Source organism: Pseudoalteromonas sp. J010 (genome assembly GCF_003934235.1).
GTDB classification, from domain to species: domain Bacteria; phylum Pseudomonadota; class Gammaproteobacteria; order Enterobacterales; family Alteromonadaceae; genus Pseudoalteromonas; species Pseudoalteromonas peptidolytica.
This window is the reverse complement of record NZ_RDBW01000018.1, coordinates 1-23,142: the sequence shown is the minus strand read 5'-3', so window position 1 is coordinate 23,142 and position 23,142 is coordinate 1. Positions and strand designations below refer to the sequence as shown.

24 protein-coding genes and 1 pseudogene are annotated in these 23,142 nt (G+C 42.6%); 16 read left to right on the top strand and 9 right to left on the bottom strand.

Translation table 11 applies throughout. The features are described from left to right. Positions 1 to 7: 7 nt before the first annotated feature. Complete coding sequence (locus EAG18_RS10990; protein ID WP_125252427.1) at positions 8 to 442, bottom strand: exonuclease III; 435 nt, start codon at positions 440 to 442, stop codon at positions 8 to 10. A gap of 517 nt (positions 443 to 959) precedes the next feature. Here EAG18_RS10990 and xthA point away from each other — a divergent pair. The 3 genes from xthA to rlmA all read left to right on the top strand — a co-directional run bounded on the left by xthA (position 960) and on the right by rlmA (position 3,425). Beyond that, entirely contained in the window at positions 960 to 1,769 is an 810-nt protein-coding gene (gene xthA, locus EAG18_RS10985) for an exodeoxyribonuclease III (protein ID WP_125252426.1), read from the top strand. 232 nt (positions 1,770 to 2,001) lie between these two features. Continuing rightward, entirely contained in the window at positions 2,002 to 2,625 is a 624-nt protein-coding gene (locus EAG18_RS10980; protein ID WP_125252425.1) for an energy-coupling factor ABC transporter permease, read from the top strand. Continuing rightward, a complete protein-coding gene (gene rlmA / locus EAG18_RS10975) occupies positions 2,622 to 3,425 on the top strand; it encodes a 23S rRNA (guanine(745)-N(1))-methyltransferase (protein ID WP_125252424.1) in 804 nt (267 codons plus the stop codon). Before EAG18_RS10980 ends, rlmA begins: the two co-directional genes overlap by 4 nt. Before the next feature lie 112 nt (positions 3,426 to 3,537). Here rlmA and yfbV read toward each other — a convergent pair whose 3' ends face one another. Continuing rightward, a complete protein-coding gene (gene yfbV, locus EAG18_RS10970) occupies positions 3,538 to 3,984 on the bottom strand; it encodes a terminus macrodomain insulation protein YfbV (RefSeq protein WP_125252423.1) in 447 nt (148 codons plus the stop codon). 152 nt (positions 3,985 to 4,136) lie between these two features. Between yfbV and EAG18_RS10965 the strand changes: the two genes are divergently transcribed. The 7 genes from EAG18_RS10965 to EAG18_RS10935 all read left to right on the top strand — a co-directional run bounded on the left by EAG18_RS10965 (position 4,137) and on the right by EAG18_RS10935 (position 10,937). Then, the gene (locus EAG18_RS10965; protein WP_125252422.1) at positions 4,137 to 5,336 is read left to right on the top strand and encodes an acetate kinase; all 1,200 of its coding nucleotides are present in this window, start codon (positions 4,137 to 4,139) and stop codon (positions 5,334 to 5,336) included. A 2-nt stretch (positions 5,337 to 5,338) separates the two neighbouring features. Further along, positions 5,339 to 7,486, top strand: a complete 2,148-nt coding sequence (pta, locus tag EAG18_RS10960; RefSeq protein ID WP_125252421.1) for a phosphate acetyltransferase — start codon at positions 5,339 to 5,341, stop codon at positions 7,484 to 7,486. A 408-nt stretch (positions 7,487 to 7,894) separates the two neighbouring features. Continuing rightward, a complete protein-coding gene (locus EAG18_RS10955) occupies positions 7,895 to 8,275 on the top strand; it encodes an ACT domain-containing protein (RefSeq protein ID WP_125252420.1) in 381 nt (126 codons plus the stop codon). Further along, positions 8,272 to 8,784 (top strand): PTS glucose transporter subunit IIA, encoded by a 513-nt coding sequence (locus tag EAG18_RS10950; RefSeq protein WP_125252419.1) that lies wholly within the window; start codon positions 8,272 to 8,274, stop codon positions 8,782 to 8,784. The genes EAG18_RS10955 and EAG18_RS10950 overlap by 4 nt, the downstream gene beginning before the upstream one ends. Next, positions 8,781 to 9,128: an ArsC family reductase gene (locus EAG18_RS10945; protein ID WP_125252418.1), complete on the top strand. Its 348-nt coding sequence runs from the start codon at positions 8,781 to 8,783 to the stop codon at positions 9,126 to 9,128. The genes EAG18_RS10950 and EAG18_RS10945 overlap by 4 nt, the downstream gene beginning before the upstream one ends. After that, positions 9,128 to 10,255, top strand: coding sequence for a succinyl-diaminopimelate desuccinylase (gene dapE / locus EAG18_RS10940; protein ID WP_125252417.1), 1,128 nt, complete (start codon positions 9,128 to 9,130; stop codon positions 10,253 to 10,255). Before EAG18_RS10945 ends, dapE begins: the two co-directional genes overlap by 1 nt. Beyond that, complete coding sequence (locus EAG18_RS10935) at positions 10,224 to 10,937, top strand: M15 family metallopeptidase (protein WP_275557273.1); 714 nt, start codon at positions 10,224 to 10,226, stop codon at positions 10,935 to 10,937. The genes dapE and EAG18_RS10935 overlap by 32 nt, the downstream gene beginning before the upstream one ends. Before the next feature lie 130 nt (positions 10,938 to 11,067). Here the strand turns inward: EAG18_RS10935 and EAG18_RS10930 are convergent, their stop codons facing one another. After that, positions 11,068 to 11,952, bottom strand: a complete 885-nt coding sequence (locus EAG18_RS10930) for an NAD(P)-dependent oxidoreductase (RefSeq protein ID WP_125252416.1) — start codon at positions 11,950 to 11,952, stop codon at positions 11,068 to 11,070. Between the two features lie 128 nt (positions 11,953 to 12,080). Between EAG18_RS10930 and EAG18_RS10925 the strand changes: the two genes are divergently transcribed. Next, positions 12,081 to 12,596, top strand: a complete 516-nt coding sequence (locus tag EAG18_RS10925; protein WP_125252415.1) for a glutathione peroxidase — start codon at positions 12,081 to 12,083, stop codon at positions 12,594 to 12,596. Then, positions 12,562 to 13,542 carry a 2-hydroxyacid dehydrogenase gene (locus tag EAG18_RS10920; protein ID WP_125252414.1) on the top strand — a complete coding sequence of 327 codons (981 nt, stop codon included), beginning with the start codon at positions 12,562 to 12,564 and terminating at the stop codon, positions 13,540 to 13,542. The genes EAG18_RS10925 and EAG18_RS10920 overlap by 35 nt, the downstream gene beginning before the upstream one ends. Before the next feature lie 73 nt (positions 13,543 to 13,615). Here EAG18_RS10920 and EAG18_RS10915 read toward each other — a convergent pair whose 3' ends face one another. Then, complete coding sequence (locus EAG18_RS10915) at positions 13,616 to 14,203, bottom strand: ABC transporter substrate-binding protein (RefSeq protein WP_125252413.1); 588 nt, start codon at positions 14,201 to 14,203, stop codon at positions 13,616 to 13,618. Between the two features lie 422 nt (positions 14,204 to 14,625). Beyond that, on the bottom strand, positions 14,626 to 15,606 hold the full coding sequence (locus tag EAG18_RS10910; RefSeq protein ID WP_125252412.1) for a zinc-binding dehydrogenase: 981 nt from the start codon (positions 15,604 to 15,606) through the stop codon (positions 14,626 to 14,628). A gap of 174 nt (positions 15,607 to 15,780) precedes the next feature. Between EAG18_RS10910 and EAG18_RS10905 the strand changes: the two genes are divergently transcribed. Beyond that, positions 15,781 to 16,752 (top strand): LysR substrate-binding domain-containing protein, encoded by a 972-nt coding sequence (locus tag EAG18_RS10905; RefSeq protein ID WP_125252411.1) that lies wholly within the window; start codon positions 15,781 to 15,783, stop codon positions 16,750 to 16,752. On the opposite strand, the gene EAG18_RS10900 is transcribed toward EAG18_RS10905, so the two are convergent. Together EAG18_RS10900 and EAG18_RS10895 are read right to left on the bottom strand one after the other, a co-directional pair. Next, on the bottom strand, positions 16,753 to 18,324 hold the full coding sequence (locus tag EAG18_RS10900) for a bifunctional diguanylate cyclase/phosphodiesterase (RefSeq protein WP_275557272.1): 1,572 nt from the start codon (positions 18,322 to 18,324) through the stop codon (positions 16,753 to 16,755). A gap of 175 nt (positions 18,325 to 18,499) precedes the next feature. Next, on the bottom strand, positions 18,500 to 18,742 hold the full coding sequence (locus EAG18_RS10895; protein ID WP_125252511.1) for a DUF465 domain-containing protein: 243 nt from the start codon (positions 18,740 to 18,742) through the stop codon (positions 18,500 to 18,502). Between the two features lie 352 nt (positions 18,743 to 19,094). On the opposite strand from EAG18_RS10895, the gene purM reads away from it, so the two are divergent. Genes purM through EAG18_RS10880 form a run of 3 tightly spaced genes read left to right on the top strand, consistent with a single transcriptional unit; the run spans position 19,095 to position 21,506 of the window. Next, positions 19,095 to 20,147 carry a phosphoribosylformylglycinamidine cyclo-ligase gene (gene purM, locus EAG18_RS10890; RefSeq protein ID WP_125252410.1) on the top strand — a complete coding sequence of 351 codons (1,053 nt, stop codon included), beginning with the start codon at positions 19,095 to 19,097 and terminating at the stop codon, positions 20,145 to 20,147. Continuing rightward, positions 20,147 to 20,797, top strand: a complete 651-nt coding sequence (purN, locus tag EAG18_RS10885; RefSeq protein WP_125252409.1) for a phosphoribosylglycinamide formyltransferase — start codon at positions 20,147 to 20,149, stop codon at positions 20,795 to 20,797. Before purM ends, purN begins: the two co-directional genes overlap by 1 nt. 13 nt (positions 20,798 to 20,810) lie before the next feature. Next, positions 20,811 to 21,506: a DUF3108 domain-containing protein gene (locus tag EAG18_RS10880; RefSeq protein WP_125252408.1), complete on the top strand. Its 696-nt coding sequence runs from the start codon at positions 20,811 to 20,813 to the stop codon at positions 21,504 to 21,506. Between the two features lie 180 nt (positions 21,507 to 21,686). Here the strand turns inward: EAG18_RS10880 and EAG18_RS10875 are convergent, their stop codons facing one another. Beyond that, positions 21,687 to 22,451 carry a class II glutamine amidotransferase gene (locus EAG18_RS10875; protein ID WP_125252407.1) on the bottom strand — a complete coding sequence of 255 codons (765 nt, stop codon included), beginning with the start codon at positions 22,449 to 22,451 and terminating at the stop codon, positions 21,687 to 21,689. 52 nt (positions 22,452 to 22,503) lie between these two features. Beyond that, positions 22,504 to 23,142, bottom strand: a pseudogene (locus EAG18_RS22175) (hypothetical protein); the annotation flags it as partial.

Sequence of the window (23,142 nt, the reverse complement as noted above, 5' to 3'; positions counted from 1 at the left end):
AATGGTATTAGATCGCTGCGTTTCTGAATTCTTTAACAAACTGCTTAACAGGCATGTCGTTACAACGAAGGTTACGTACCTGTTGATTGCTAAGGCGTAAATGATTCACACCGTGACGCACAGCGTCAATACATAATCCAGTTGCTACATCAGATTTTTCAGCAACTAACTCAACTTTCTTTTCTTGCCTTTTAATACGCTGAGATGCTTTTGCAAACTCACGAATATCTTCACCATTACACTTGATGCTCGGTGAAAAGCGAGAAATAAATAAGCCTAGTGATGCAGCTTCTTTACGTGCTGCACTGAACCCCTGCTCCGCAGCAACAGCGCACACTTTTGTCGCAGGCGACGAGTCAGCTTGCGTGTACTCAACTTGAGACGCAAACGCAGTTGAAGAAGCTAGAGAAACAAGACCTAAGAAAGAGAGAGATTTAAGCATAATATACCCCAAATGAACGATTCGGTGCGGATTATAATTACAATGTAGAATAAGTAAACAGCTAAATCATGCAAAACTGCTTATTTAATGTTCTATTTACACTAGGGTAAAATTATCGCTATGGCACACCTAAACTTGTACAAAATTTAACAAGTTCATATATACCAATACCGGGACAAACACTTTCTTCAACGACTGCGATAGCTAGGTTTTAGGTACATTCAAATGCTACTAACCAGTTTTTCTTGTCTTAAACTGCAAAAAAGGTGTTAGGCGCTATATAAATTTTACTGTAGCGCACTTCACTCTCCACAGCACAAGTATCATTGTCCAATACATTAGCTCAACTTGACGGATCAAATTGGTACAACCTTTAGATTGTGGTGGTGATTGCTAAAATTCACCGATAGAAAGGCAATAATTTCTCAAAGCTCAGGTTAATTGCCTTCAATCGCTGATCCTCTTCTTTTTAAATGATAAACTCTGCCACAAAACAGCAAAGTCAATAGAGAGTGCTATGAAAATTGTCTCGTTTAACATTAATGGCCTAAGAGCTAGGCTACATCAATTACAAGCATTAATAGAAAAACATCAACCTGACGTAATTGGGCTTCAGGAAATCAAAGTACATGATGAAGCTTTTCCTAAAGATGATGTCGAAGCACTGGGGTACCATGTTTATTTTCATGGGCAAAAAGCTCATTATGGTGTTGCGATACTCTCCAAAAAGCCTGCCAAAGTGATTCAAAAAGGCTTTGCAACCGACACTGATGAATCACAACGTAGAATGATTAGTGGTACATTTGAAAGTGACTCTGGCGCTGAGGTCACTGTAATGAATGGCTACTTCCCACAAGGCGACAATATTAACCACGAAACAAAATTTCCGTATAAAAGACAATTTTATGCTGATCTGATGACACATTTAAATGAGTTTGCTGATCCTAAATCAAATTTAGTCGTGATGGGTGACATTAATATCTCTCCAATAGATGCTGATATTGGTATTGGTGAGCAAAATCGTAAACGATGGCTAAAAACCGGAAAGTGCTCTTTCCAGCCAGAGGAACGTGAATGGTTAAAAACCTTGTTGGACTGGGGTTTCAAAGATACATTTAGAGAGTTAACACCTGATGCCACAGAGAAATACTCTTGGTTTGACTATCGCTCTAAAGGCTTTGATGACAACCGTGGATTACGTATTGATGTGGTACTCGCTACAGAGCCTTTGATGGCTAAGTGCCTTGAAAGTGATATCGATTACGAGTTAAGAGGAATTGAAAAGCCTTCAGATCACGCCCCAGTTTGGGCTACTTTTAGTCTCTGATCGTATTATATCAACGAAGTGACTTTTTTTGAGGGGAGTAAACCTTGTCAATTACGTAGCTATCGCTAAGGCAAAAGCTTATCTAGATGAGAAGGTTTTAACCGGTTAGCATCAAGGTACTCCCTCACATTGAGTAAATCTGAAAACCAAATAGGATCGCACTATATTGAGCTGTAACTCACAGTTTTGCTCGAACTAGTATTGCCAATCTCATTAACATGTGGAAGAAGCCGTGACTTTTATCGCCGCGCTCGGATTATTTTTATTTAGCTTTAATCGTCAAGAGTACCAACAATTATTACTGGTTGCAGCAAGACAAACTGGGGTGTTAAGTTGCGCTGTCGTACTCACGTTGCTGTGGCAAATTAAGGCGGGCATTTTACCACAACTTGATATTCATATTTTGGGTGTTACCGCTGTAAGCCTTATACTGGGCTGGCGTTTAGGTGCGCTAAGTGCAAGCTTAGCATGTATATTACATGGTTACTTCAACGGCTTCTCATTGCCGGAGTTTGGTAATTTATGGCTCTTTACCGCTTTACTCCCAGTGTACATTAGTTACGGGTTATTTGTGCTTTGCTATCATTATCTACCGAGGCACTTTTTTGTATATATCTTCGTCTGTGCATTTATATTTGCAGGTACCGTCGGGTGCTTAAAAATCTTACTCAGCGCAATGTACTATTACACCGTCGATGCCTATACTTGGTTCGAGCTTGCAGATAATTACCTGCACTTTGCTGTCATCATGTGGTTCCCAGAAGCAATGCTAAATGGCATGGCTATCACTTTGCTTATTACATACCGCCCACATTGGGTTAAAACCTTTTTTGATAGGGAATACTTAGACAAATGATATCCCATTACCGCTGCCCGCTTTGTAAACTACCTTTGTTTCGAGGTGGTGCTAGCTATACCTGTGATCAAAATCACCAATTTGATATAGCCAAAGAAGGCTATGTCAACTTATTGCCAGTTCAGAATAAAAAGTCTAAACAGCCTGGTGACAACCAAGAAATGGTGGCTGCACGTCGTGCATTTTTTGAAACCCACCATTATGAGTTTCTAAGAGATAACCTCGCCTCTCTTATAGCACAGAAAACGCCTGAAAAAGTATTGGACTTAGGCTGTGGAGAAGGGTTTTATACACGAGAAATTGCGAGTCACTGTCCAAATGCCACGGTATATGGCGTAGATATTGCCAAGCCAGCAATACGTTATGCAGCAAAACGCTACGCTCAAGTCGCGTTTAGTGTCGCGTCTATTAAGGAGGCGCCATTTGAAGATAAGTTTGCTGACGTTATCGTCAGTATTTTCGCGCCGATTTTTGATCAAGAGTTAGCGCGTCTGTGTAAACCAAAAGGCAGCTTATTTGTGATATCACCAGCAGAGCATCATCTGTTTGAGCTAAAGTCTCTCATTTACGACGATGTGAAACTACACAAAGCGCCGGACACCCCTGCTGGTTTTACATTAGTTGATCGTACCAAGTTACAACAGACTCACACTATGGACTTTACTTGCGTACAGCACCTGATCATGATGACACCATTTGCGTGGAAATTTAAGCAGCAGCACTTAGACATATTGCAAAAAATGGATAAAGTTGAAGTGACGCTATCATTTTTTATTAATGAATATCAGCGCAACGAATAGCACAATCTTACGAACTAACATGGATATGTTGAAGTCCAAGGGTGATTCACTAAATTAGCGCTTGCACGCTGTAGCCTACCCACTGTTTTTAGGGGTAGGCTTACACATTACCTCACAGGTTTTCTTTGGTGAATGCTTTATCCATCTTTTCAAACATATCTTTCAATAATCTCGCCAATTCCCGATATCTTGGCTTTCTAGAGGATAAAGGGGTATCGTAGCCATTCGCAACCATCTTTTGGTGAAGCTCTGTGTACCAAGAATTCAGTGCTGGATTTAATGGTGTTTCCGCCCTTTTTCCTAACCATAACAGCCCTTGAACAGGCAACGATAAAAAGAACAGCGCAACCGCTATCGCCTGTGGTAAATATTGGTACCCCAACTGACTAGTTTGCAGAAATAGAGTAAACACCGCCAGCATAGGCATAGTATTTAAAGCAAGCTCTGTCGCCTTTATCACCCGAAACTCGGGGAATAGTGGTGCTAATTCCTTGCGCATAGGCCACTCTTTTGAGTATTGACGTCCAAGTTGCACTTGCGAAATAAGACTTTTTTGCATCATAACTCCTAGGTGCTAACTTTTATATAAAAAATGAGGTAAAATCGACGTCTTTACTGTCAACTATACCTTAGTCTAAATGCGTAGCTTATATGCGCTATAGCTTTAAGCTTAATACGCAATAACTGTTATTGTCAAAACGGAAAGTCATTATGTCATCTCAGCATGTTTTGGTTCTTAATTGTGGAAGCTCCAGTCTCAAGTTTGCAATCATTGATAACGCAACCGGAGAGGAAATACTATCAGGTCTGGGCGAGCGCCTCGCTGAACAAGCACCACAAATAAAATACAAGTTCCAAGGCAACAAAGAAATCGTTCCCCTTAACAGTGGTGATGCACACCAAGTTGCAATCACTACACTTGTAAAACTCATCAAAGATCTTTCTTTAGATGCTGATCTTGTCGCTGTCGGCCATCGCGTAGTGCATGGCGGAGAGCGCTTTACACAGTCAGTCATTATTGATGACTCCGTTATTCAAGCAATCGAAGCAACGGCAAGTCTCGCGCCTTTGCACAACCCTGCCAATCTACTTGGCATACGCGCAGCGCAGGCGGCATTTGCCCATTTACCGCAGATTGCAGTGTTTGATACGGCCTTCCACCAAAGTATGGATCAAACCGCATACCTTTACGCGCTACCCTACTCACTCTACCGCGAACATGGTGTACGACGTTACGGCTTCCACGGGACTAGTCATGCTTACGTATCGGCACAAGCCATTGAAGTTTTAGGGTTGCAACAGGCACCATCTCGTATTATCACTGCGCATTTGGGTAATGGCTGTTCTGTTACGGCCATAAAAGATGGTAAATCTGTCGATACTAGTATGGGGTTAACCCCACTGGAGGGTCTGGTTATGGGGACCCGAAGTGGTGATATAGACCCAGGTTTATTTTCATTCCTTATCAACCACCTAAACTACTCAACCCAGCAAATTGATACGCTGTTGAACAAGCAAAGTGGTTTACTTGGGATCAGTGAGCTATCAAATGACTGCCGCACTATAGAAGAAGCTGCTCAGGAAAATCACCCTCAAGCGAGTCTTGCCTTGGATATTTTTTGTTACCGTTTGGCTAAGCAAATTGCTAGCTTCTTAGTCCCGTTAGGTGGTTTAGATGCACTCGTATTCACAGGTGGTATCGGTGAAAACTCGGATGTTATCCGTGAAAAAGTGGTTAACCAACTGAGCTTCCTTGGCATGAAGGTAAATGCTGAGCACAACCTCAAAGCTCGATTTGGTGGTCAGGGTATTATCACTGACGCCACACACTCTCCGGTTGCGATGGTTATTCCAACGAATGAAGAGTGGGTGATCGCAAACGACGCTGCAACACTTGCAAAAGGAGCATAGTAATGGGACGTCGTATCATGCTCATTCCTATTTCAACTGGCGTTGGCTTAACGTCGGTTTCGGTAGGTATAGTCCGAGCGCTTGAGCAAAAAGCAGTCAAAGTGAACTTTTTTAAACCGATTGCACAACCAAGAAAAGAAGACACAGGTCCAGAAAAATCGACCCTTATCGTACAACAGGGGTCAACGATTACTCCGCCAACACCATTTGAGCTGAGCTATGCTGAGCAGATGATTGGTGATGGTAAAGGCGACGACTTGCTAGAGGAAATTGTAGAGCGCTTCGAAGGTGCGGTGCAGGATGATGAGGTTGCCATTATTGAAGGCATGGTGCCCACGCGTCGTCAGCCATATGCTGGACGTGTGAATCGTGAAATCGCTCAAACTCTGGGCGCAGACATTGTTTTTGTTCTAACACCAGGAAATGACTCCATTGACGAGCTTGAAGATCGACTAGAAATCGCCGCGGGTAATTACGGCGGGGTCAACCACCCCCGCGTGCTGGGTTGTATTTTTAACAAAGTCAATGCACCACTGGATGAAGATGGTCGAGCACGTGCAGACTTAGTTGATCAGTACAAGCCTGATGAACTAGAAAATGAAATGAATCGATTAGCGTCGCTACCGATTTTTAGAAAGCACCCATTTCAGCTGTTAGGCGCAATTCCGTGGGACTTTGATCTTGTTGCACCTCGGGTTATTGATCTGAGTAATTACATGAAAGCCGAAGTCATCAATGCAGGTGACATGGAACACCGTCGTCTGCGCCGCGTGACCTTCTGTGCTCGAACGGTATCAAATATTCTGAACCACTTTACCCCAGGTGCCCTGTTGGTCACTCCAGGTGACCGTTCAGATATATTGGTCGCAGCCTGTTTATCGGCTATGAATGGTACAAAGATTGGTGCCATATTATTAACCGGTGGTTTTAAGCCCGAAGAGAAGATCATGACCTTGTGTGAGCAGGCCATGGATACTGGTTTACCTATTCTTGCCACTGAGGCCGATACATGGCGTACGTCATTACTACTACATAACTTTAATATGGAAGTACCCAGTGATGATGAGCAACGTATTGAAAGGGTGAAGCAGCACAATGCTCGCCATATTGACAGTGAGTGGCTAGAGGGTCTTGCTAAAGGCGTTGCCAAAACTCGTAAGCTGTCACCACCGGCTTTTCGTTACTTGCTCACTGATCTGGCAAGACGTGCAGGTAAAACAATTGTACTGCCCGAAGGCAATGAGCCTCGTACAATAAAGGCTGCTGCGATTTGTGGCGCTCGCAACATAGCGAAGACCGTGTTACTTGGCGACCGCGAAGAAATTGAGCGCATCGCCCAGCAGCAAGGTGTAGAGCTAAATGAAAATGTGACCATATTATCGCCACAAGATGAAGTGCACAAATATATTGCGCCTATGGTTGAGATACGCAAAAACAAAGGCCTCACTGAAGTTGTTGCTGAAGAGCAGTTACAAGACAACGTAGTTCTTGGCACTATGATGTTAGCTGAAGGCAAAGTTGATGGCTTGGTATCAGGCGCAGTGAACACCACAGCAAATACTATCAGGCCGCCTTTGCAGTTGATAAAAACCGCGCCTGGCGCATCCTTGGTTAGCTCAGTATTCTTTATGCTGTTACCAGATCAAGTATTAGTGTACGGTGACTGTGCGATTAACCCTGATCCCACTGCGGAGCAATTAGCAGATATCGCCATCCAGTCAGCTGACTCAGCTGCAGCATTTGGTATCGAACCGCGAGTTGCAATGATCAGTTACAGTACTGGTACTTCTGGGCAAGGTGCTGATGTGGAAAAAGTGAGAGCTGCAACAGAAATTGCACAGGAAAAACGCCCCGATCTAGATATAGACGGGCCACTTCAATATGATGCCGCAATAATGGAAAATGTCGCGCGGAAAAAAGCACCAAACAGCAAAGTGGCTGGTAAAGCAACCGTATTTGTCTTTCCAGATCTGAACACTGGTAATACTACATATAAGGCTGTACAACGAAGTGCTGAGCTGATCAGCATAGGGCCTATGCTGCAAGGTATGCGCAAGCCCGTCAATGATTTAAGTAGGGGTGCATTGGTCGATGACATCGTATATACAATCGCGTTGACCGCAATTCAAGCGACGCAAATCGAAGCTTAATCATTACTATTAGACAAAGGGCTCAGTACTGAGCCCTTTCCTCTCAAAGTACACCTTGATTTATATCTTTTTGACAATAATTACTGGGGATGCCCTATTTCCTCATACAACGCCATAACCCTGCATTGAAATCGACACAAAAACCACGAAAATTGTGACTGAAAAGCCATTGGTTATTCTAATACCAATTATCTTAATTCAGTGGTCTATTTTGAGGCGAGAAAATTTTGTCGTAACCAGACAAAAATTTTGCTTATTTAGTTGTTCTAAATAAGCAATTATTAAGTCTAATTGGTATTAGCTCTCAGTAATTAATTTTTTACTTTTACCCGTCTGCTCTGGCCTTTAATTTGACTTCACTATACTATGTTTTAAGCACTTGGTATTTTTCCAAATAAAGGGTTGGTAATGTCAAAGCAAACACTGCAGCTGCTCAAGCAAGAATTTACGATACATAGCCTAGATTGTGATGAAGCAGTACCGCAAGCGGTGTTAAACAGTGAAATTTTCTTTATAGCCAAAACATCAGATGAGCTATCCATAGTCTGTGAGTCAAGTCTTAAAGTCGATAGCCTTGCAGCCGAAACTCACTGGCGCGCGCTAGAGGTAATAGGACCACTTGGATTTTCTTTAACTGGCATTATGGCAAATATATCTGGCGTGCTGGCAAAATCGAACATCTCAATATTTACCTTATCAACGTATGATACAGACTATATTCTTGTGAAGCAGAGCCAAATTCAACATGCTATACAAGCGCTTAAAAAAGACGGGTATTTACTACTTTGATTGAACTTTCACCAACTATTCAGTATCGACCAATATCACAAATTGCCAACCCTATCGCACATATTCCTAGCCCTTTCACCGGTAAGGTGTTTCCGCTCTCAGCACACTCAAACGCAGTAATTGCATCGGGGGCATTGGGAATTGGTGTATGCGTACAGGTTCGAGTGCCACTGCTGCTTTCTCCTTGTCACGGCCAGCTACTCCAAACGCGCAGAAATGGCTGCGAGTATATTGTGCAGGCAAACAACGGCCTTAAAATGTTACTAAGCCTTGACATCAGTAGTGAGTTCACCAAGCCTGAATACCTTAAAGCTAATAGCTTTGGTAAGTCTAAGGTCGCGCTCGGTGAGCCACTATGTTTTTACGATGTTCCTCTAAGTGAAGCAAAAACAATGGCGGCAATTGTGCTACTCAATGCACAAAAACTTGGTGCATGTTATTATCCTTTAAAACAAGTTACAGCGGCCAAAGAGCCGATAATAACCATTGCGAGGGCGTGTGCTTTATGACAGTTATGATGTATGGGATCAGCAACTGCGATACCATTAAAAAAGCAAAAAAATATCTTCAAGACAACAATATCGAGTTTACTTTCCATGACTATCGAAAAGAAGGGATCGACGAAGCCCTGCTCGCTACTTTTTTTGAACATTTAGGCTGGGAAAATGTGTTAAATAAACGCGGTACCACCTATCGTGCGCTAAGCGATGAGCAAAAGCAGAATTTAAGTGAAACGAGTGCAAAACAGCATTTACTAGATGCGCCAGCAATGATCAAACGTCCAATCTTACTTTATCAAGGTCAATACCACTTAGGCTTTAAAGCAGCTCAATATGATGAGATTTTTGCCTGATGAGTGAAGTAGTAGAATTTGCACAAACCTTGATCAAACGGGCTTCAGTCACACCCGACGATGCAGGGTGCCAGCAATTGATTAACGAGCGTCTAGCAAAATTAGGGTTCAATGTAGAAGAACACTTTTTTGTCGATACGCTCAATACATGGGCACGAAAAGGGACAAGTGGGCCACACTTTTGCTTTGCCGGTCACACCGACGTTGTACCTGTTGGCGACGAGAGCCAATGGCAACATCCGCCATTTGCAGCAACGATTGAAGGAGATATGCTACATGGGCGTGGCGCTGCCGATATGAAAGGCTCACTTGCTGCGATGGTTGTTGCCACGGAGCGGTTTATTAATAACCACCCTAATCACAAAGGATCTTTGTCTTTTTTGATCACCTCTGATGAAGAAGGCCCATTTGTGAATGGGACGACTCGCGTTGTCGACTTACTTGAGGCGCGAAACGAAAAAATTGATATGTGTTTAGTCGGTGAGCCCTCATCTCGTCATGAGCTTGGTGATGTGGTTAAAAATGGTCGTCGCGGGTCACTCACAGGACACCTTAAAGTGATAGGAAAGCAGGGTCATGTCGCGTATCCACACCTCGCTAAAAATCCAATCCACTTATCCGCAGCAGCAATTGCGGAGTTGAGCGATACAGAGTGGGATAAAGGCAATGCGTTTTTTCCAGCAACTAGCTTCCAAGTATCTAATATTAATGGCGGAACCGGTGCCGGCAATGTTATCCCTGGCACCCTACAAGTTCAGTTTAACTTTCGCTTTAGCACTGAGGTAACTGCCGAAGAACTCAAGCAACGTGTGACTGCGATTTTGGATAAACACCAGCTTGATTACGAACTTGATTGGATATTAAACGGTCTACCGTTTTTAACTGAGCCAGGCCCATTACTCGATGTAACCATAGCAGCCATTCAAGAAGTAACGGGAAGAACAACAACCCCTGAGACTTCCGGTGGCACCTCTGATGGGCGCTTCATCGCACAAACAGGCTGTAAAGTCATTGAGCTTGGCCCGATAAATGCGACCATTCATCAAGTGAACGAATGCGTAAGTTGTAAAGATCTAGACCAACTCGCATTGATCTATGAAAAAATCTTGGAGAAGTTACTTGCCTAGCCGCTCCTTAACGACGGCACAGTGTATAGCATGTGGGGTGAATGAATCGCATCTCATATGCTATAACGGTCGTCATGTGCACCGAGAGATTGTGGATGATTTGGCATCCCTTATCAACGCTGCAAAACTGGCCGGTTTCACGCTTTACATGGCTTCAGCATTTCGCAGCTTTGAAAGGCAAAAATCGATATGGGAGCATAAGTTCTCCATGCGACGGCCGGTGCTTGACTTGAACAACCAAGCTGTAGATTTGAGTGAACTGTCTGAAATAGAAAAAGTCAGAGCTATCATGCTGTTTTCTGCCCTTCCAGGAGCAAGCCGCCACCATTTTGGCACAGATATAGATGTATACGCGAGGGATAGACTACCAGCACAGCAATCATTGCAGCTTGAGCCGTGGGAGTACCAGGAAGGCGGGCATCAATACGAATTCTCTCTGTGGCTAGACAGCAACCTCGAACGCTATGGTTTTTACCGACCTTACGACCGTTTTCGTGGTGGTGTTGCTGCCGAACCGTGGCATATCAGTCATTGGCGCACCGCAAAGCCACTGGCTGATTTACAATCGCCGGCTACGCTCAAAGCTTTGCTAGCACACACGAATATCGGCGCAAAGACAGCAATACTTGATAACCTAGAGGCGCTACATCAGCAGTTTATCGCTAATATAGCACCCAAGTAACCTGAGCTTCGGATAATACCAATTTGACTTAATACTTGCTCAATTTGAAAGAGTAAATCTGACGCTAACAGCGTTTAACTCCCTGCCAATAGCCAGCTACTTGTGTATAAATTCGCCTCAGATTACACCATCATTTCTTGTCGTGGATAGCATCAAGTCGAGCAAGTAGGCTTGATGTGTCGAAGCGATTTCCGCCTAACGCTTGAACGTCTGCATAGTACTGATCAACCAACGCTGTAAGCGCTAAATTTGAACCGTTACTTCTTGCCTCATCCAGTGCAATGCCCAAATCTTTTCTCATCCAATCAACAGCAAAGCCAAATTCATACTCTCCTGCTAACATGGTTTTATAGCGATTTTCCATTTGCCATGACCCTGCTGCGCCTTTGGCAATCGTTTCAATCACTTTTTCGCCATCTAAGCCTGCTTGTTTTGCAAAATGTAGTCCCTCTGCTAACCCCTGTACTACTCCGGCGATACAGATTTGATTAACCATTTTACAAAGCTGTCCAGCACCGACTTCACCAATTAACTGGCTGAATCTTGCAAATGCAGCCATGACTGGTTGTGCTTTTTCAAACGTGCTAGTTTGACCACCAACCATAATTGTTAATACGCCATTTTCAGCTCCGGCCTGTCCTCCCGATACCGGAGCATCTAGAAACTCAACCCCTTGTAATTGCGCTTCTTGTGCGACTTCACGGGCGACTTTTGCTGATGTAGTGGTATGATCCACCAGCACTGCACCAGATTTAATTCCCGCCAGCACACCATCATCGCCGTATATTACCGAACGTAAATCATCATCATTGCCCACACACATGAATACAAAATCACAGTCAGTCACCGCAGCTTTTGGTGTTGCAGCAAAACTTCCTTGATATTCTGAAGCCCACTTTTCAGCCTTACTTGTCGTACGGTTATATACCGTGACTTGATAACCTGCATTTTGCAAATGTCCTGCCATCGGGTAACCCATGACACCCAACCCTAAAAAAGCGACTCTCACTGACATATTTCTGTCCTATTTCATTGTTATCTTAATAAGAATGGAGTTTTTATACCCGAGCACCTCTGTCATAGCAAATGAAAAAACTGCTTTGATACCGAATAACATAAAGAAAACACACGGAGCCTGAAAGGATGGAGAGTATTTATCGTTTTAGTGCACAGCTTATTGATGGACAAGTTATACCGCTACAATCATTTGCGGGTAGACCGCTGCTCATCGTAAACATTGCTAGCAAATGTAGCTTTGCCCCGCAATTATCAGCACTAGAAAAGCTACACAACAAGTACAAACAATTTGGTTTTGAGGTGCTGGCGTTTCCATGCAATCAATTTGGCCGTAATGAGCCACTTGAAGATGAAATGCTCAAAGAGTTTTATAATACGCACTTTAATTTGAGCTTTAAGATTTGTACTAAAACACAAGTTAACGGACCGGATGCTCACCCTTTATTTAGCTATTTAAAATCTCATACCCGAGGTATTGCGCAAAATCGCGCGATTAAATGGAATTTTACTAAGTTTCTAATAAACTCTGATGGCATGCTAGTATCTAGATATGCGCCAAGAACAAAACCAGAAACGCTAAAATCAGTGATAGAGAGCCACATTAACCATGAGAATCGCCCTATTCAGTTCGCAAAACTATGAAGTGCCATTTTTTAAGCAAGCCATTGAGCCATTTTCAGCTCTTGAGCTTTGTTTTATCAATGAATCTCTGAATCCAAATACCGTAGCCCTGTGCCAAGGATATGATGCCATTTGCGTTTTTGTAAATGATATTGTGAATGCCGATGTTATCGCCACACTCAAAGAATATAACATCAAAACAATTGCCCTTCGCTGCGCTGGATTTAACAATGTAGATATTAAGGCTGCAACGGCAAACAACATAGATGTGGTAAGAGTGCCCGCTTACAGTCCCGAAGCGGTTGCCGAACATTGCATTGCCTTAATGCTAACATTGAGCAGAAAAACACATAAAGCCTATAATCGAGTCAGAGAAGATAACTTTGATCTAAACGGCCTATTAGGCTTCAATATTTACAACAAGACTGTTGGTGTTGTTGGTTGTGGGAAAATCGGCCAGGCACTGGTTAGCATTCTTAACGGTTTTGGGGCGAATGTACTGGTTTACGACCCCAATATTGGTGAAGGGCCATACACCCTTGTTTCTTTGGATATTTTGCTCGCACAGTCAGATATAATCAGCCTGCACTGTCCATTAAATGAACACACCTATCATATTATTGACGATGCTGCATTTGCAAAAATGAAACCAGGAGTGATGCTTATCAACACCAGTCGAGGTGCGTTATTAGACAGTAAAGCCTGTATCTCAGCACTTAAGTCAAAACAACTCGGTTATCTTGGTTTAGACGTTTATGAACAAGAGTCCGAACTTTTTTTCAAAAACCACAGTGAAGAGATCATTCAAGATGACATCTTTTCTCGATTAGTAAGCTTTCCTAATGTATTAGTAACTGGCCATCAAGGTTTTTTTACTAAAGAAGCACTTAAACAAATAGCTACTGTCACCTGCGAAAACCTTGATGCAGCAAGGGTGGGTAAACCACTATTAAACAAGGTTGAGTGAATAACAAAAAAAAAGAGCACTCAACGATACTGTGCTCTTTTGGTTACTTCAAAGTCGGGGGAAGTAATTCGTTTTATGCTTTGCTCTTAAGTTCAGCGGTGACTTGTGCCAAACCTACTTCAGAGATCCGCATGGTGATTTCTTTTTGCTTCGCACTCAGTAGAGAAATGCCTTCAGCTACCATGTCATAAACTTTCCAAGTGCCATCTTTACTTTGGCGAAACTTAAAGTGCATGTCGATATCAGGCTTTGCTTGCTCTTTGATCACAACTTTTACCGTAGCAAAATCAGAGCCGTCAGAAACTGGCAACTCTTCAAATATCACCTCCTGCCCTTTATACTGCAAAAGTGCGCTGGCATAAGTTGCTACTAAATAATCGTCAACGGCATTAATAAAGTCGACCGCTTCATCTCTTTTTAGCCCTTTGATATGCTTGCCAAGCAGCTTGAAAGAAACAAACTTCACATCAATGTGTGGCATAAGGCGACTACGTACAATCCCCTTCATTTCGGTTTCAGTTGCCTTTCCTTCTTTATTTACCGCTTTAATATCTGTAAAAAGCTTATCGCCTACTTGATTGATTAGCGTGTATGGAGAAGTATTCGCCACAGCAATACTCGAAAAAACGAGTAAACTAAAAATAATGAGTAACTTTTTCATCGTTTAATCCTTATTAAACCTTGGGCACTAGTCTATCCAATTTGACGAGTGCAAATAAACATATCAATTCGCACCAAATTGATGCTGTGTTGACATCAATAAACCTATTATAAAATATGAGATGACACGATTAATACCGATCCGCTTAACTAAACGATCTATTTCCAGACAAAAAATCTTAACGTAGTTCGCGCCAGACTTACTCCTTCAAATTGAGCAAGTATTGAGTCAAATTGGTATTAATACGGTACAAGCACCACTAACAGCATGGACAGAAGGATTTACTGCACTTAACTGCCATAGCCTAGTGGTAGCTTGAGTATACGGTGTTCAGATAAGAAAAAATGTCAGAAAATGTATCAAATATTGTAGAAGTGCAAGGCTGGGCTTACACGCAGCCTTGGCACCCTAAAAAGCAAGAATTAGTTAAACGGCATTTCAGCACAGAAGAAAGTAATATTTTCATCATCAGCAAGCTTATCGAGTGTCTCGATGAGAGTGTCGTTATTAGCTAGGACGGATCCTAAGTGGGACAACTTTACTTCGTCTTTTTCTAGCTTTTCGGCCAGTACATTGCCAATAAATGCCATTCTTTGCTGTGCACAGACACTGTTAGAAAGCCAGCTCCCACATAAAGATACAATGCCAATATTAGGTGCCTTTTTCATCAATACATGCTGTTCAATTGCAGGTAACCCAGCTAAACAACTCACTCGTCCACAAAAAACCAAATGATTGATCAATTGCTGTGTTTGTGTACCGGTAAGGTCTAATGCACCTTGAACCTCTGCTTCACCAAAATGTTGCTGTAACCTCTCGGCTAAAGCAGACAGATTATCTTCTGTATAAACCAGATCTGCACCTAGTTGTTCCACCAGCTTTTTATGCTTTGCCTGTGTACAAGCAGCAACACCAACTCCGAGCTGCTTTGCAAACTGTACCGCCATTTGTCCAACTGGATGATGTGCCGCTTCAATAAGTATGGTATCACCACGATTCAGCTGTAATTTGAATAGCGCGATTAATGCACACATAGCCGGCGCGATTGCCGCGGCTGCAAGTTTACCATCGACATTGGCTGGTAACACAGTTAAGGCATGACTAGGGACGATTGCAAATTCGCTCATTGTGCCCTGCTCACGTATATCTCCATGCCAAAATACCCGAGTGCCGGGTTCAGGAAAGCCTGTTTTACAAGCTTTCTCAACAGTGCCTACCGCGTCAATACCAAACACACGATTTGGTGTGTCTTCACAAGGACAATTGGCGACTTTAGTATCGATAAAGCTTAAACCAACATGCTCAACTTTGATCAAAACTTGATCATCGTTCGCCTCGGGTAAATTAATCTCTCCCTGCTCGAAGGTAAGTCCATTTGTATGTTTGAATCGGACTGCTTTCATCTTGTGCCTTTACGTTATGCTTCAAAATAATGTAATACGCTTAGAAGCTATGCGTCTATTTTCATTAAACCATTGTTAGCTATTTGCCACAACTTTATTAGTGTAAATATGCCCCTCGCAATTCCAATTGTTTAGTGTCACAATGGCATCAGTACCAGTGAACTTTTTTGCACTATGGATATTAGCAGCCGATTATTAATCTTTTTAGACGTTGTAGAACGCGGTTCATTTGCAAGCGCCGCACAACTTCGCAACATTGACCGTTCAGTCATTTCCAAGCAGATGACCAAGCTTGAAGAAGAGCTTGGAGTAAGGCTAATGAATAGAACAACACGTTCTTTTTCATTAACCTCAGCAGGATCTGAAATGGTAAAAAAAGCTGAAGAGCTGCGTTTACTGCTAAGTGATACACAGCGGATCGCGCAAAATTACCACACAGAGCCAAAGGGATTGCTCAAAATCGCCAGCTCAACAGTTGTCGGTAGACGCTATGTACAGCCGGTTATTAATGATTTCCAAAAACGTTTTCCTCACGTTGAAGTCGAGCTCAGGCTAGAAGACAGGCTGGTTGACTTAGTCGGTGAAGGATTTGACTTAGCTTTTCGTGTCGGCGAGCCAAAAGACTCTTCTTTGATAGCACGGCGCATCGCACGTAATCGTTTTTTGATAGTAGCCAGCCCAACCTTTTTAAAAACACATGGCACACCGACGACACTTGAAGAATTAACTCAACTCCCAGCTGCAAGCTACGCCAGTGACGCATTACGTTTCACCAGCATTACTTATTTGGATGAAAATAACCAAGAGCAACAAATGCCAATTAAGAGTATCTTCAGAACGAATGATGGTGATACTCTTTTAGAAAGCGTGCTATCCGGAACATGTTACATCGTCGCCCCCGCATTTTTAGTTGGCCAAGAGGTAGCCGACGGAAAACTGCAGCCACTGCTTACCGAGACAAAGCTGATTGATTTTGCAGCGATGTACGCACTTTACCCTCATCGTGATCTCCCTGTAAGAACACGCCTATTCCTCGACGCATTTCGTGCTTATATCGGTGAAGAAATACCGATTTGGGAAAATGAAATACCGGGCTTCGAGCAGATGTATGGTTTTGTGCCGCCAAGACCAAAACTGACTTTCTAGCTATCGCCCATCTAGGCGCTTCATCGCTCCTTTGACCATTAATCTTGAGTTCATCCATTTGATACACTCGCTCAATGATAGCGGTTCACAAACTTGAAAGCCTTGGATGTAAGGGCAACCCAAGCGGGATAAGTACTGTAAACAGGCATCGCTCTCAACACCTTCGGCGACTATACTACAGTTAAGTTTACGAGCAAGAAACATACTGGTTTCTACAATCGCTTGATCTTTCTCACTCTCATGGCTGAGACTGACAAAAGAGCCATCAATCTTTATTTGTGAGATTGGCAACTCCTTGAGAATTGAAAAGGAGGAAAAACCAGTACCGAAGTCATCAATACTCACCGAAAATCCCATTTCAATTAAGGTTTCAATCAGGCTTCGTGCTTTTTCGACTTCCTGCATTACCGTACTTTCGGTTAATTCGAAAACAACATGCTTAGGATCAATTTGGTGCGTATCTAGCAACATTGCTAGTGTGCTTATCAAATTTTGTTCCACAAAGTCTTGGCATGAAAGATTAATATGCACTTCTAAACTTGAATGTACTTCCAGCAAAATTACTAAGTCCTGAAACACACGGTTAATAACAAACGCACTCAATTGCTTAATTAAGTTGTTACGCTCAGCCAATGTAATAAACTTATCAGGCATAATCACAGTGCCGTCAGCTTGCGGCCACCGCAGTAATGCCTCCACACCATAAATATCGCCGCTTTGTGTACACACAATCGGCTGATAATAAAGCGTTAACTCCCCCCGTGCCAATGCCGTTTTTAGGTTTGTAAGTAATTGAAACTCAGCTTCAACTCCTTCGTGAAGCTCTTCGTCAAAAATAACGATACTTTGGCGGCTGTGTTTTGCCGAATACATTGCTATATCAGCTTGTTTCAATAGATCAAAGACCCCTAGCTGTCGTTGCTTTGTCCATAAGCTAGCACCTGCACTATAGGTAACATCTAGTTCTAAGTCTTCTATTTCGATCCCCGACCTTAGTTCGCTTAGCAAAGCATTATTTTGTGAATAGATACAGTTGGCATCACTGACATCCATAATGATAATAAACTCATCCCCACCCATCCTATATAATTGACTTCGCGGTAATAGTGCAGCGCGCATTTTATTCGCAAGTGCTACCAGTAATTTATCACCAAAAAAATGGCCCTTGGCATCGTTTATCTGCTTAAAATTATTGAGGTCGACTAGAATAACACTGAAATCAACTTGTCGTAATTTCCGTTCATTTATCGCATCGATACAGCGCTGCCGATTTTCAAGATCGGTTAAAAAATCATGCTCCGCGTTATATTTTGCTTGTTTTGCTATCTCGTCTAGCTCACGCAAGCTCGTCAAGCTAAGGCAATTGACAACAAACACGAAAATTGACCCTAAGAATAAGATGAGGCTCAATCCTTGCTCAATAATGCTAATGCTCTCTAGATGAGCATACATAAAATACGCAAAGCTTACGTAACCAAGCTCAAACAAGGCCATTAGGATCAACAAAACACGCCACCCCATGGACGAAGTCATACGGCAGATCTTAATTGCTGGAGAAAACGCTAATCCCATAATAAAGCTACCAGCAATGACCAAAGTGAGTGCAATCAAAGGATATATCGTGAAAGGAGTACAATGTTTACAGTATAGATAAGAATTTTGATCCTGCTCAAAACAGCATCAATGGAGGCAAAAGATAAGCAAAGGCAGGCATGCGGGCCAGCTTAGCCCGCATTGTTATATATCGTCACTCAGCACTTTTAAGAATGCTATATAGTTGATCTTTTAACCATAGGCGCTTTTTTTTCAGCGACTCTAAATATTCATCACTTGAGTGTTCTACACCATCCTCAATTCGGATCACTTCATTATCTACTTCGTGATAGTCTTTAAATAGCCTTGAGAAGTGTCCATCTGACAATTTAAGTTCGTGAATTCTATCTTTAAACTCTGGTAGCTCTTTTGCTAAACTATGGCGTTCAATATTCATCTTTTTAGTCCCATTAATCGTGGTGGTATAAAACGCATTCTCGTGTTTAGAAAACCCAATCAATGCGCCTTTAACAACAGTGTTCTTCAATAATCTCATGAAGTTACTGCTTGATTGGGTCTGTCTTCATAGTACGCTCCTGCCGCCACTGAATATTGATCTAACGCAAGTCAAATACCTTTACATTGAAAGCAAACATCTAGCACTTTCCTATACTAGACTCACAAATAAATCGAGGACCTTTGACCACATACAAAGGGTTTCTCGCAAAGTCGCTAGCCGCCCAGATGCAATTGTTGTAAAATGTCGGCGTTTCTAAGCAAATCTATCTAGCAACTTTTGAGGAAAACCTGTGAGCGAACAAAAACAGTCTCTTAGTTATAAAGACGCTGGCGTTGACATCGATGCGGGCAACGCATTGGTCGAAAGAATTAAAGGCGTAGTGAAGAAAACTCGCCGTCCAGAAGTCATGGGCGGTATTGGAGGTTTTGGTGCACTATGTGAACTCCCAACTGGGTATAAAGAGCCTGTTTTGGTTGCTGGCACTGACGGTGTTGGTACTAAGCTACGCTTAGCTATCGATTTAAAAAAACATGATACGGTAGGCATCGACCTAGTTGCTATGTGTGTTAATGATCTTATTGTCCAAGGTGCTGAACCCCTATTCTTCTTGGATTACTATGCCACTGGCAAGTTAGACGTTGACGTTGCAGCAGACGTTGTATCTGGTATCGGTAAAGGCTGTGAGTTATCTGGTTGTGCACTTATCGGTGGTGAAACAGCAGAAATGCCTGGTATGTACGAAGGCGATGACTACGATATGGCTGGCTTTTGTACCGGTGTTGTAGAAAAGTCTAAAATTATTGACGGGACTAAAGTTGCGTCAGGCGACCAACTAATTGCGCTTGGTTCAAGTGGTCCCCATTCCAACGGTTACTCACTGATCCGCAAGGTACTAGAGGTTTCTGGCGCAGACACCAACGCAGAGTTCGAAGGTAAAACACTGGGTGAACACCTACTAGAGCCGACGCGCATCTACGTAAAACAAATCTTAGCATTGTTAAAAGAAGTCGATGTGCACGCGCTTTCGCATATCACAGGTGGTGGTTTTTGGGAAAATATCCCTCGCGTGCTGCCTGAGTCAGCAAAGGCAGTGATCAAAGGGGATAGCTGGCAATGGCCTGCAATCTTCAATTGGTTACAAGAAAATGGCAACATCGCAACTCACGAAATGTACCGCACATTCAACTGTGGTGTCGGTATGGTGCTAGTAGTTCCAGCTGACAAACTAGAGCAGAGCCTTGAAATACTAAAAGCACAAGGTGAAAATGCTTGGCACATTGGTGAGATCCAAAACGCACAAGCAGGTGAAGAACAAGTTGAGATCTTAGGTGGTGCCGAGTAATGGCACCAACTCGCCTGGTTGTATTAATTTCTGGTAGCGGGTCAAACTTACAAGCGATTATCGACGCTTGTAAGTCAGGCTATATAAACGGCGAAATTGCAGCTGTCGTCAGCAATAAAGCCAGTGCCTATGGTTTGATCAGAGCCCAACAGGCCGGCATAACAACCGAAGTATTAGACCATAAGCAATTTGCCTCACGCGAGGACTATGACGTTGCGCTTGGTCAATTAATTGAGCGCTTTACACCTGATTTGGTTGTATTAGCAGGATTTATGCGTATTCTAACTCCATATTTAGTGCAAAAATTTGAGGGAAAAATGTTGAACATTCACCCTTCTTTGTTGCCTAAGTATCAAGGGCTGAACACCCACCAAAGAGCTATCGATGCTAACGATGCAGAACATGGTGCTAGCGTTCACTTTGTCACAGAAGAGTTAGATGGCGGTCCTGTGGTCTGCCAGGCCAAGGTTGCAATTCTTCCCGGTGATACGGCAGAGTCACTAGCACAACGTGTTCATAAGCAAGAACATATTCTTTACCCTTTGGTGGTCAAATGGTTCAGCGAACAAAGACTAACCATGGAAGCAGAATATGCTGTTTTTGACAACAAAACCTTACCAGTTCAAGGTGCGCCGTACATCAAAGAATAAAAAATGGAGCGCTGTGCTAATTGGTATTAGCGCTCTACTTTCCACCTCCACGATTGCCAATCCTCTAAAAGAATATCACGCAGAATACCAAGTTTCTCGCAAAGGGGAAGTACATGGCACAGCAACTCGGACACTCACCAAAGTAGCAGAGTCCACTTATGCAGTGCGATATAAAAGTGACATAGAATGGATGATCTTTTCAGATGTGCGTATTGAGGAGTCATTATTTAAGCTATCAGATCATGTCATCAGCCCACTTCACTATAGTATGAAGCGTGAAGGTACAGGACCTGATAAAAGCTATAAAATTAAGTTCGATCATCAAAATCATGCCATTACCTCGAGCGAAGAAAAATATCCGTTAAAAGTAAAGTGGCTCGAAAATCAACAAGATTTGATTAGCTATCAAGTACAATTGAGGGAAGATTTAAAGTCTGGCAAAACCAAATTTAGCTATCCAATTATTGACAAAAAAGGCAGTCAACGTAGCTATGACTTTGAAATTGCAGGCGAAGAAACAATAACCCTCCCGTTTGGAAATGTAAAAACAATAAAAGTTAAGCGCATTTATGACGACAGTGACCGTCAAGCCATAGCATGGTTTGCCCCCGATCATGATCACATGCTTGTGAAAATGTATAAAGGAAAGGATGGGATGGAACAATTTCAAATAGAGCTGAAAACCTTAAAGGCAAAATCAGATAGCTAGATAACCTGAGGTGTAGATAAGCAATGAGCTAACACATTGTTTCTAGATTCACATTAAGTGGCAGCCTACGTATCAAGAGTTAGGTGCAGTTAGCGCTTAGTCTAGCTACTGATGCGAAAAATTATTCGGTTTGACCCTTGCCAAATGCCTAGTAGGCTGATGGCAAGGAACTAATGCAACTTATACCTTTTCACCGAGCTTAAATAGTGCAAACTCACCTGGCTGTAGTTTTTGCCATTGTTCATCGTTTGTTAGCGGTCGAGTCGCTATTACCGTTACCACATCGTCTGGAGTTGTTTCCTTTTGAAAGTCAACAACCATGTCAGCGTCAATAAGGGTTGCTTTACCAAATGGTGCTCTACGCGTTATCCAATGTAAGTTATTGGTGCAATATGCTAAGACATAAATACCATCGGTGATCAGCATATTAAACACTCCTTTCTCCCTAAGTGTGTGCCCAAGTTTGGCTATGTACCTAAACACTGACACCATATTTGAGGGCCTGTTAGGATACTTTTCTCTCACCTTGTCTAAAATCCAACAAAAGGCCAACTCACTATCGGTATTGCCCACTGGGCGATAAAAGTCTGTTTTTAAGTCTTTGTAATCAGACAGTTGACCATTGTGCGCATAAGTAATTTCTCTGCCCCACAATTCCCGCGTAAATGGGTGAGTATTTTCTAAACAGGTTCGGCCGCGATTACCTTGCCTAATATGACTGATCACTGATACGCTTTTAATCGGGTAGGCTTTTACCAATTTAGCGATTTCCGACTGGCAACTGGGCTCAGGGTCTTTAAATGTCCGACACCCTTTACCTTCATAAAAGGTAATACCCCAACCATCTTTATGTGGCCCAGTATTACCGCCTCGCTCTAATAAACCAGAAAAGCTAAAACAAATGTCCGTCGGTACATTTGCCGACATCCCTAAAAGCTCGCACATATCCACCTCAAGTGCAGGATATTAAAAATGTCGGTTATCATACCCTATAGTTCTAATTGTAAAAATACTCGATAAGCGCTATCACTATAAAAACCAAAAACAGTATTGTGAATATAGCTCCCGGAGAGGGTGAGATAATAGACTTTAAGCGCTGGCCGCCCGCCCTACCTTCTCCTTTCTCACGTATCTGCTCAACAGTAGCTTGCCCCATAAGGCGTATTTCTTGAAAAATAAAATTCGTTTCTTTACAAACCGTACTCACTCCTTTGGTCGTAAAGCGACCCACTTCTGCGTATGCTATCCCAATGTCTCCAGCTGGGATCGCATCTAAACGATTTAATAGTTTTCTTATTGGGAAATATAGTATTAGCGCAAGTAGTCCAGGCCATGCGCTCCCCCAAAAAACTTCTTTAATAAAGAGTTTTTGTAATTCAAACTCAACTGAAAACAACCAAAACGTAATGGCAAAAGACGAAATAATAAGACCCATATACGAACAATATTGGAAAATACCAGTGTCAGTCACGGATGCTTTCTCTAACCGCTTTTTCTGAATTAACTCTAAGAATCTTAGCATTAGAATAGCTGTCCCTATCGTTGTAAATGGAAGTAAAGTGCTCAGAAAGACATCATGCTGAAGCGCATCTTTCATCGCGAGTTTTGATACAGCACCACTCGTAAACGGTAGTCC

What these genes read in the sequence shown, in the direction of transcription:
- EAG18_RS10990 (WP_125252427.1), bottom strand. Translation starts at nt 442, where the DNA reads ATGCTTAAATCTCTCTCTTTCTTAGGTCTTGTTTCTCTAGCTTCTTCA.
- xthA (WP_125252426.1), top strand. Translation starts at nt 960, where the DNA reads ATGAAAATTGTCTCGTTTAACATTAATGGCCTAAGAGCTAGGCTACAT.
- rlmA (WP_125252424.1), top strand. Translation starts at nt 2,622, where the DNA reads ATGATATCCCATTACCGCTGCCCGCTTTGTAAACTACCTTTGTTTCGA.
- yfbV (WP_125252423.1), bottom strand. Translation starts at nt 3,984, where the DNA reads ATGCAAAAAAGTCTTATTTCGCAAGTGCAACTTGGACGTCAATACTCA.
- EAG18_RS10965 (WP_125252422.1), top strand. Translation starts at nt 4,137, where the DNA reads ATGTCATCTCAGCATGTTTTGGTTCTTAATTGTGGAAGCTCCAGTCTC.
- pta (WP_125252421.1), top strand. Translation starts at nt 5,339, where the DNA reads ATGGGACGTCGTATCATGCTCATTCCTATTTCAACTGGCGTTGGCTTA.
- EAG18_RS10955 (WP_125252420.1), top strand. Translation starts at nt 7,895, where the DNA reads ATGTCAAAGCAAACACTGCAGCTGCTCAAGCAAGAATTTACGATACAT.
- EAG18_RS10945 (WP_125252418.1), top strand. Translation starts at nt 8,781, where the DNA reads ATGACAGTTATGATGTATGGGATCAGCAACTGCGATACCATTAAAAAA.
- dapE (WP_125252417.1), top strand. Translation starts at nt 9,128, where the DNA reads ATGAGTGAAGTAGTAGAATTTGCACAAACCTTGATCAAACGGGCTTCA.
- EAG18_RS10935 (WP_275557273.1), top strand. Translation starts at nt 10,224, where the DNA reads ATGAAAAAATCTTGGAGAAGTTACTTGCCTAGCCGCTCCTTAACGACG.
- EAG18_RS10930 (WP_125252416.1), bottom strand. Translation starts at nt 11,952, where the DNA reads ATGTCAGTGAGAGTCGCTTTTTTAGGGTTGGGTGTCATGGGTTACCCG.
- EAG18_RS10925 (WP_125252415.1), top strand. Translation starts at nt 12,081, where the DNA reads ATGGAGAGTATTTATCGTTTTAGTGCACAGCTTATTGATGGACAAGTT.
- EAG18_RS10920 (WP_125252414.1), top strand. Translation starts at nt 12,562, where the DNA reads ATGAGAATCGCCCTATTCAGTTCGCAAAACTATGAAGTGCCATTTTTT.
- EAG18_RS10915 (WP_125252413.1), bottom strand. Translation starts at nt 14,203, where the DNA reads ATGAAAAAGTTACTCATTATTTTTAGTTTACTCGTTTTTTCGAGTATT.
- EAG18_RS10910 (WP_125252412.1), bottom strand. Translation starts at nt 15,606, where the DNA reads ATGAAAGCAGTCCGATTCAAACATACAAATGGACTTACCTTCGAGCAG.
- EAG18_RS10905 (WP_125252411.1), top strand. Translation starts at nt 15,781, where the DNA reads ATGGATATTAGCAGCCGATTATTAATCTTTTTAGACGTTGTAGAACGC.
- EAG18_RS10900 (WP_275557272.1), bottom strand. Translation starts at nt 18,324, where the DNA reads ATGGGATTAGCGTTTTCTCCAGCAATTAAGATCTGCCGTATGACTTCG.
- EAG18_RS10895 (WP_125252511.1), bottom strand. Translation starts at nt 18,742, where the DNA reads ATGAATATTGAACGCCATAGTTTAGCAAAAGAGCTACCAGAGTTTAAA.
- purN (WP_125252409.1), top strand. Translation starts at nt 20,147, where the DNA reads ATGGCACCAACTCGCCTGGTTGTATTAATTTCTGGTAGCGGGTCAAAC.
- EAG18_RS10875 (WP_125252407.1), bottom strand. Translation starts at nt 22,451, where the DNA reads ATGTGCGAGCTTTTAGGGATGTCGGCAAATGTACCGACGGACATTTGT.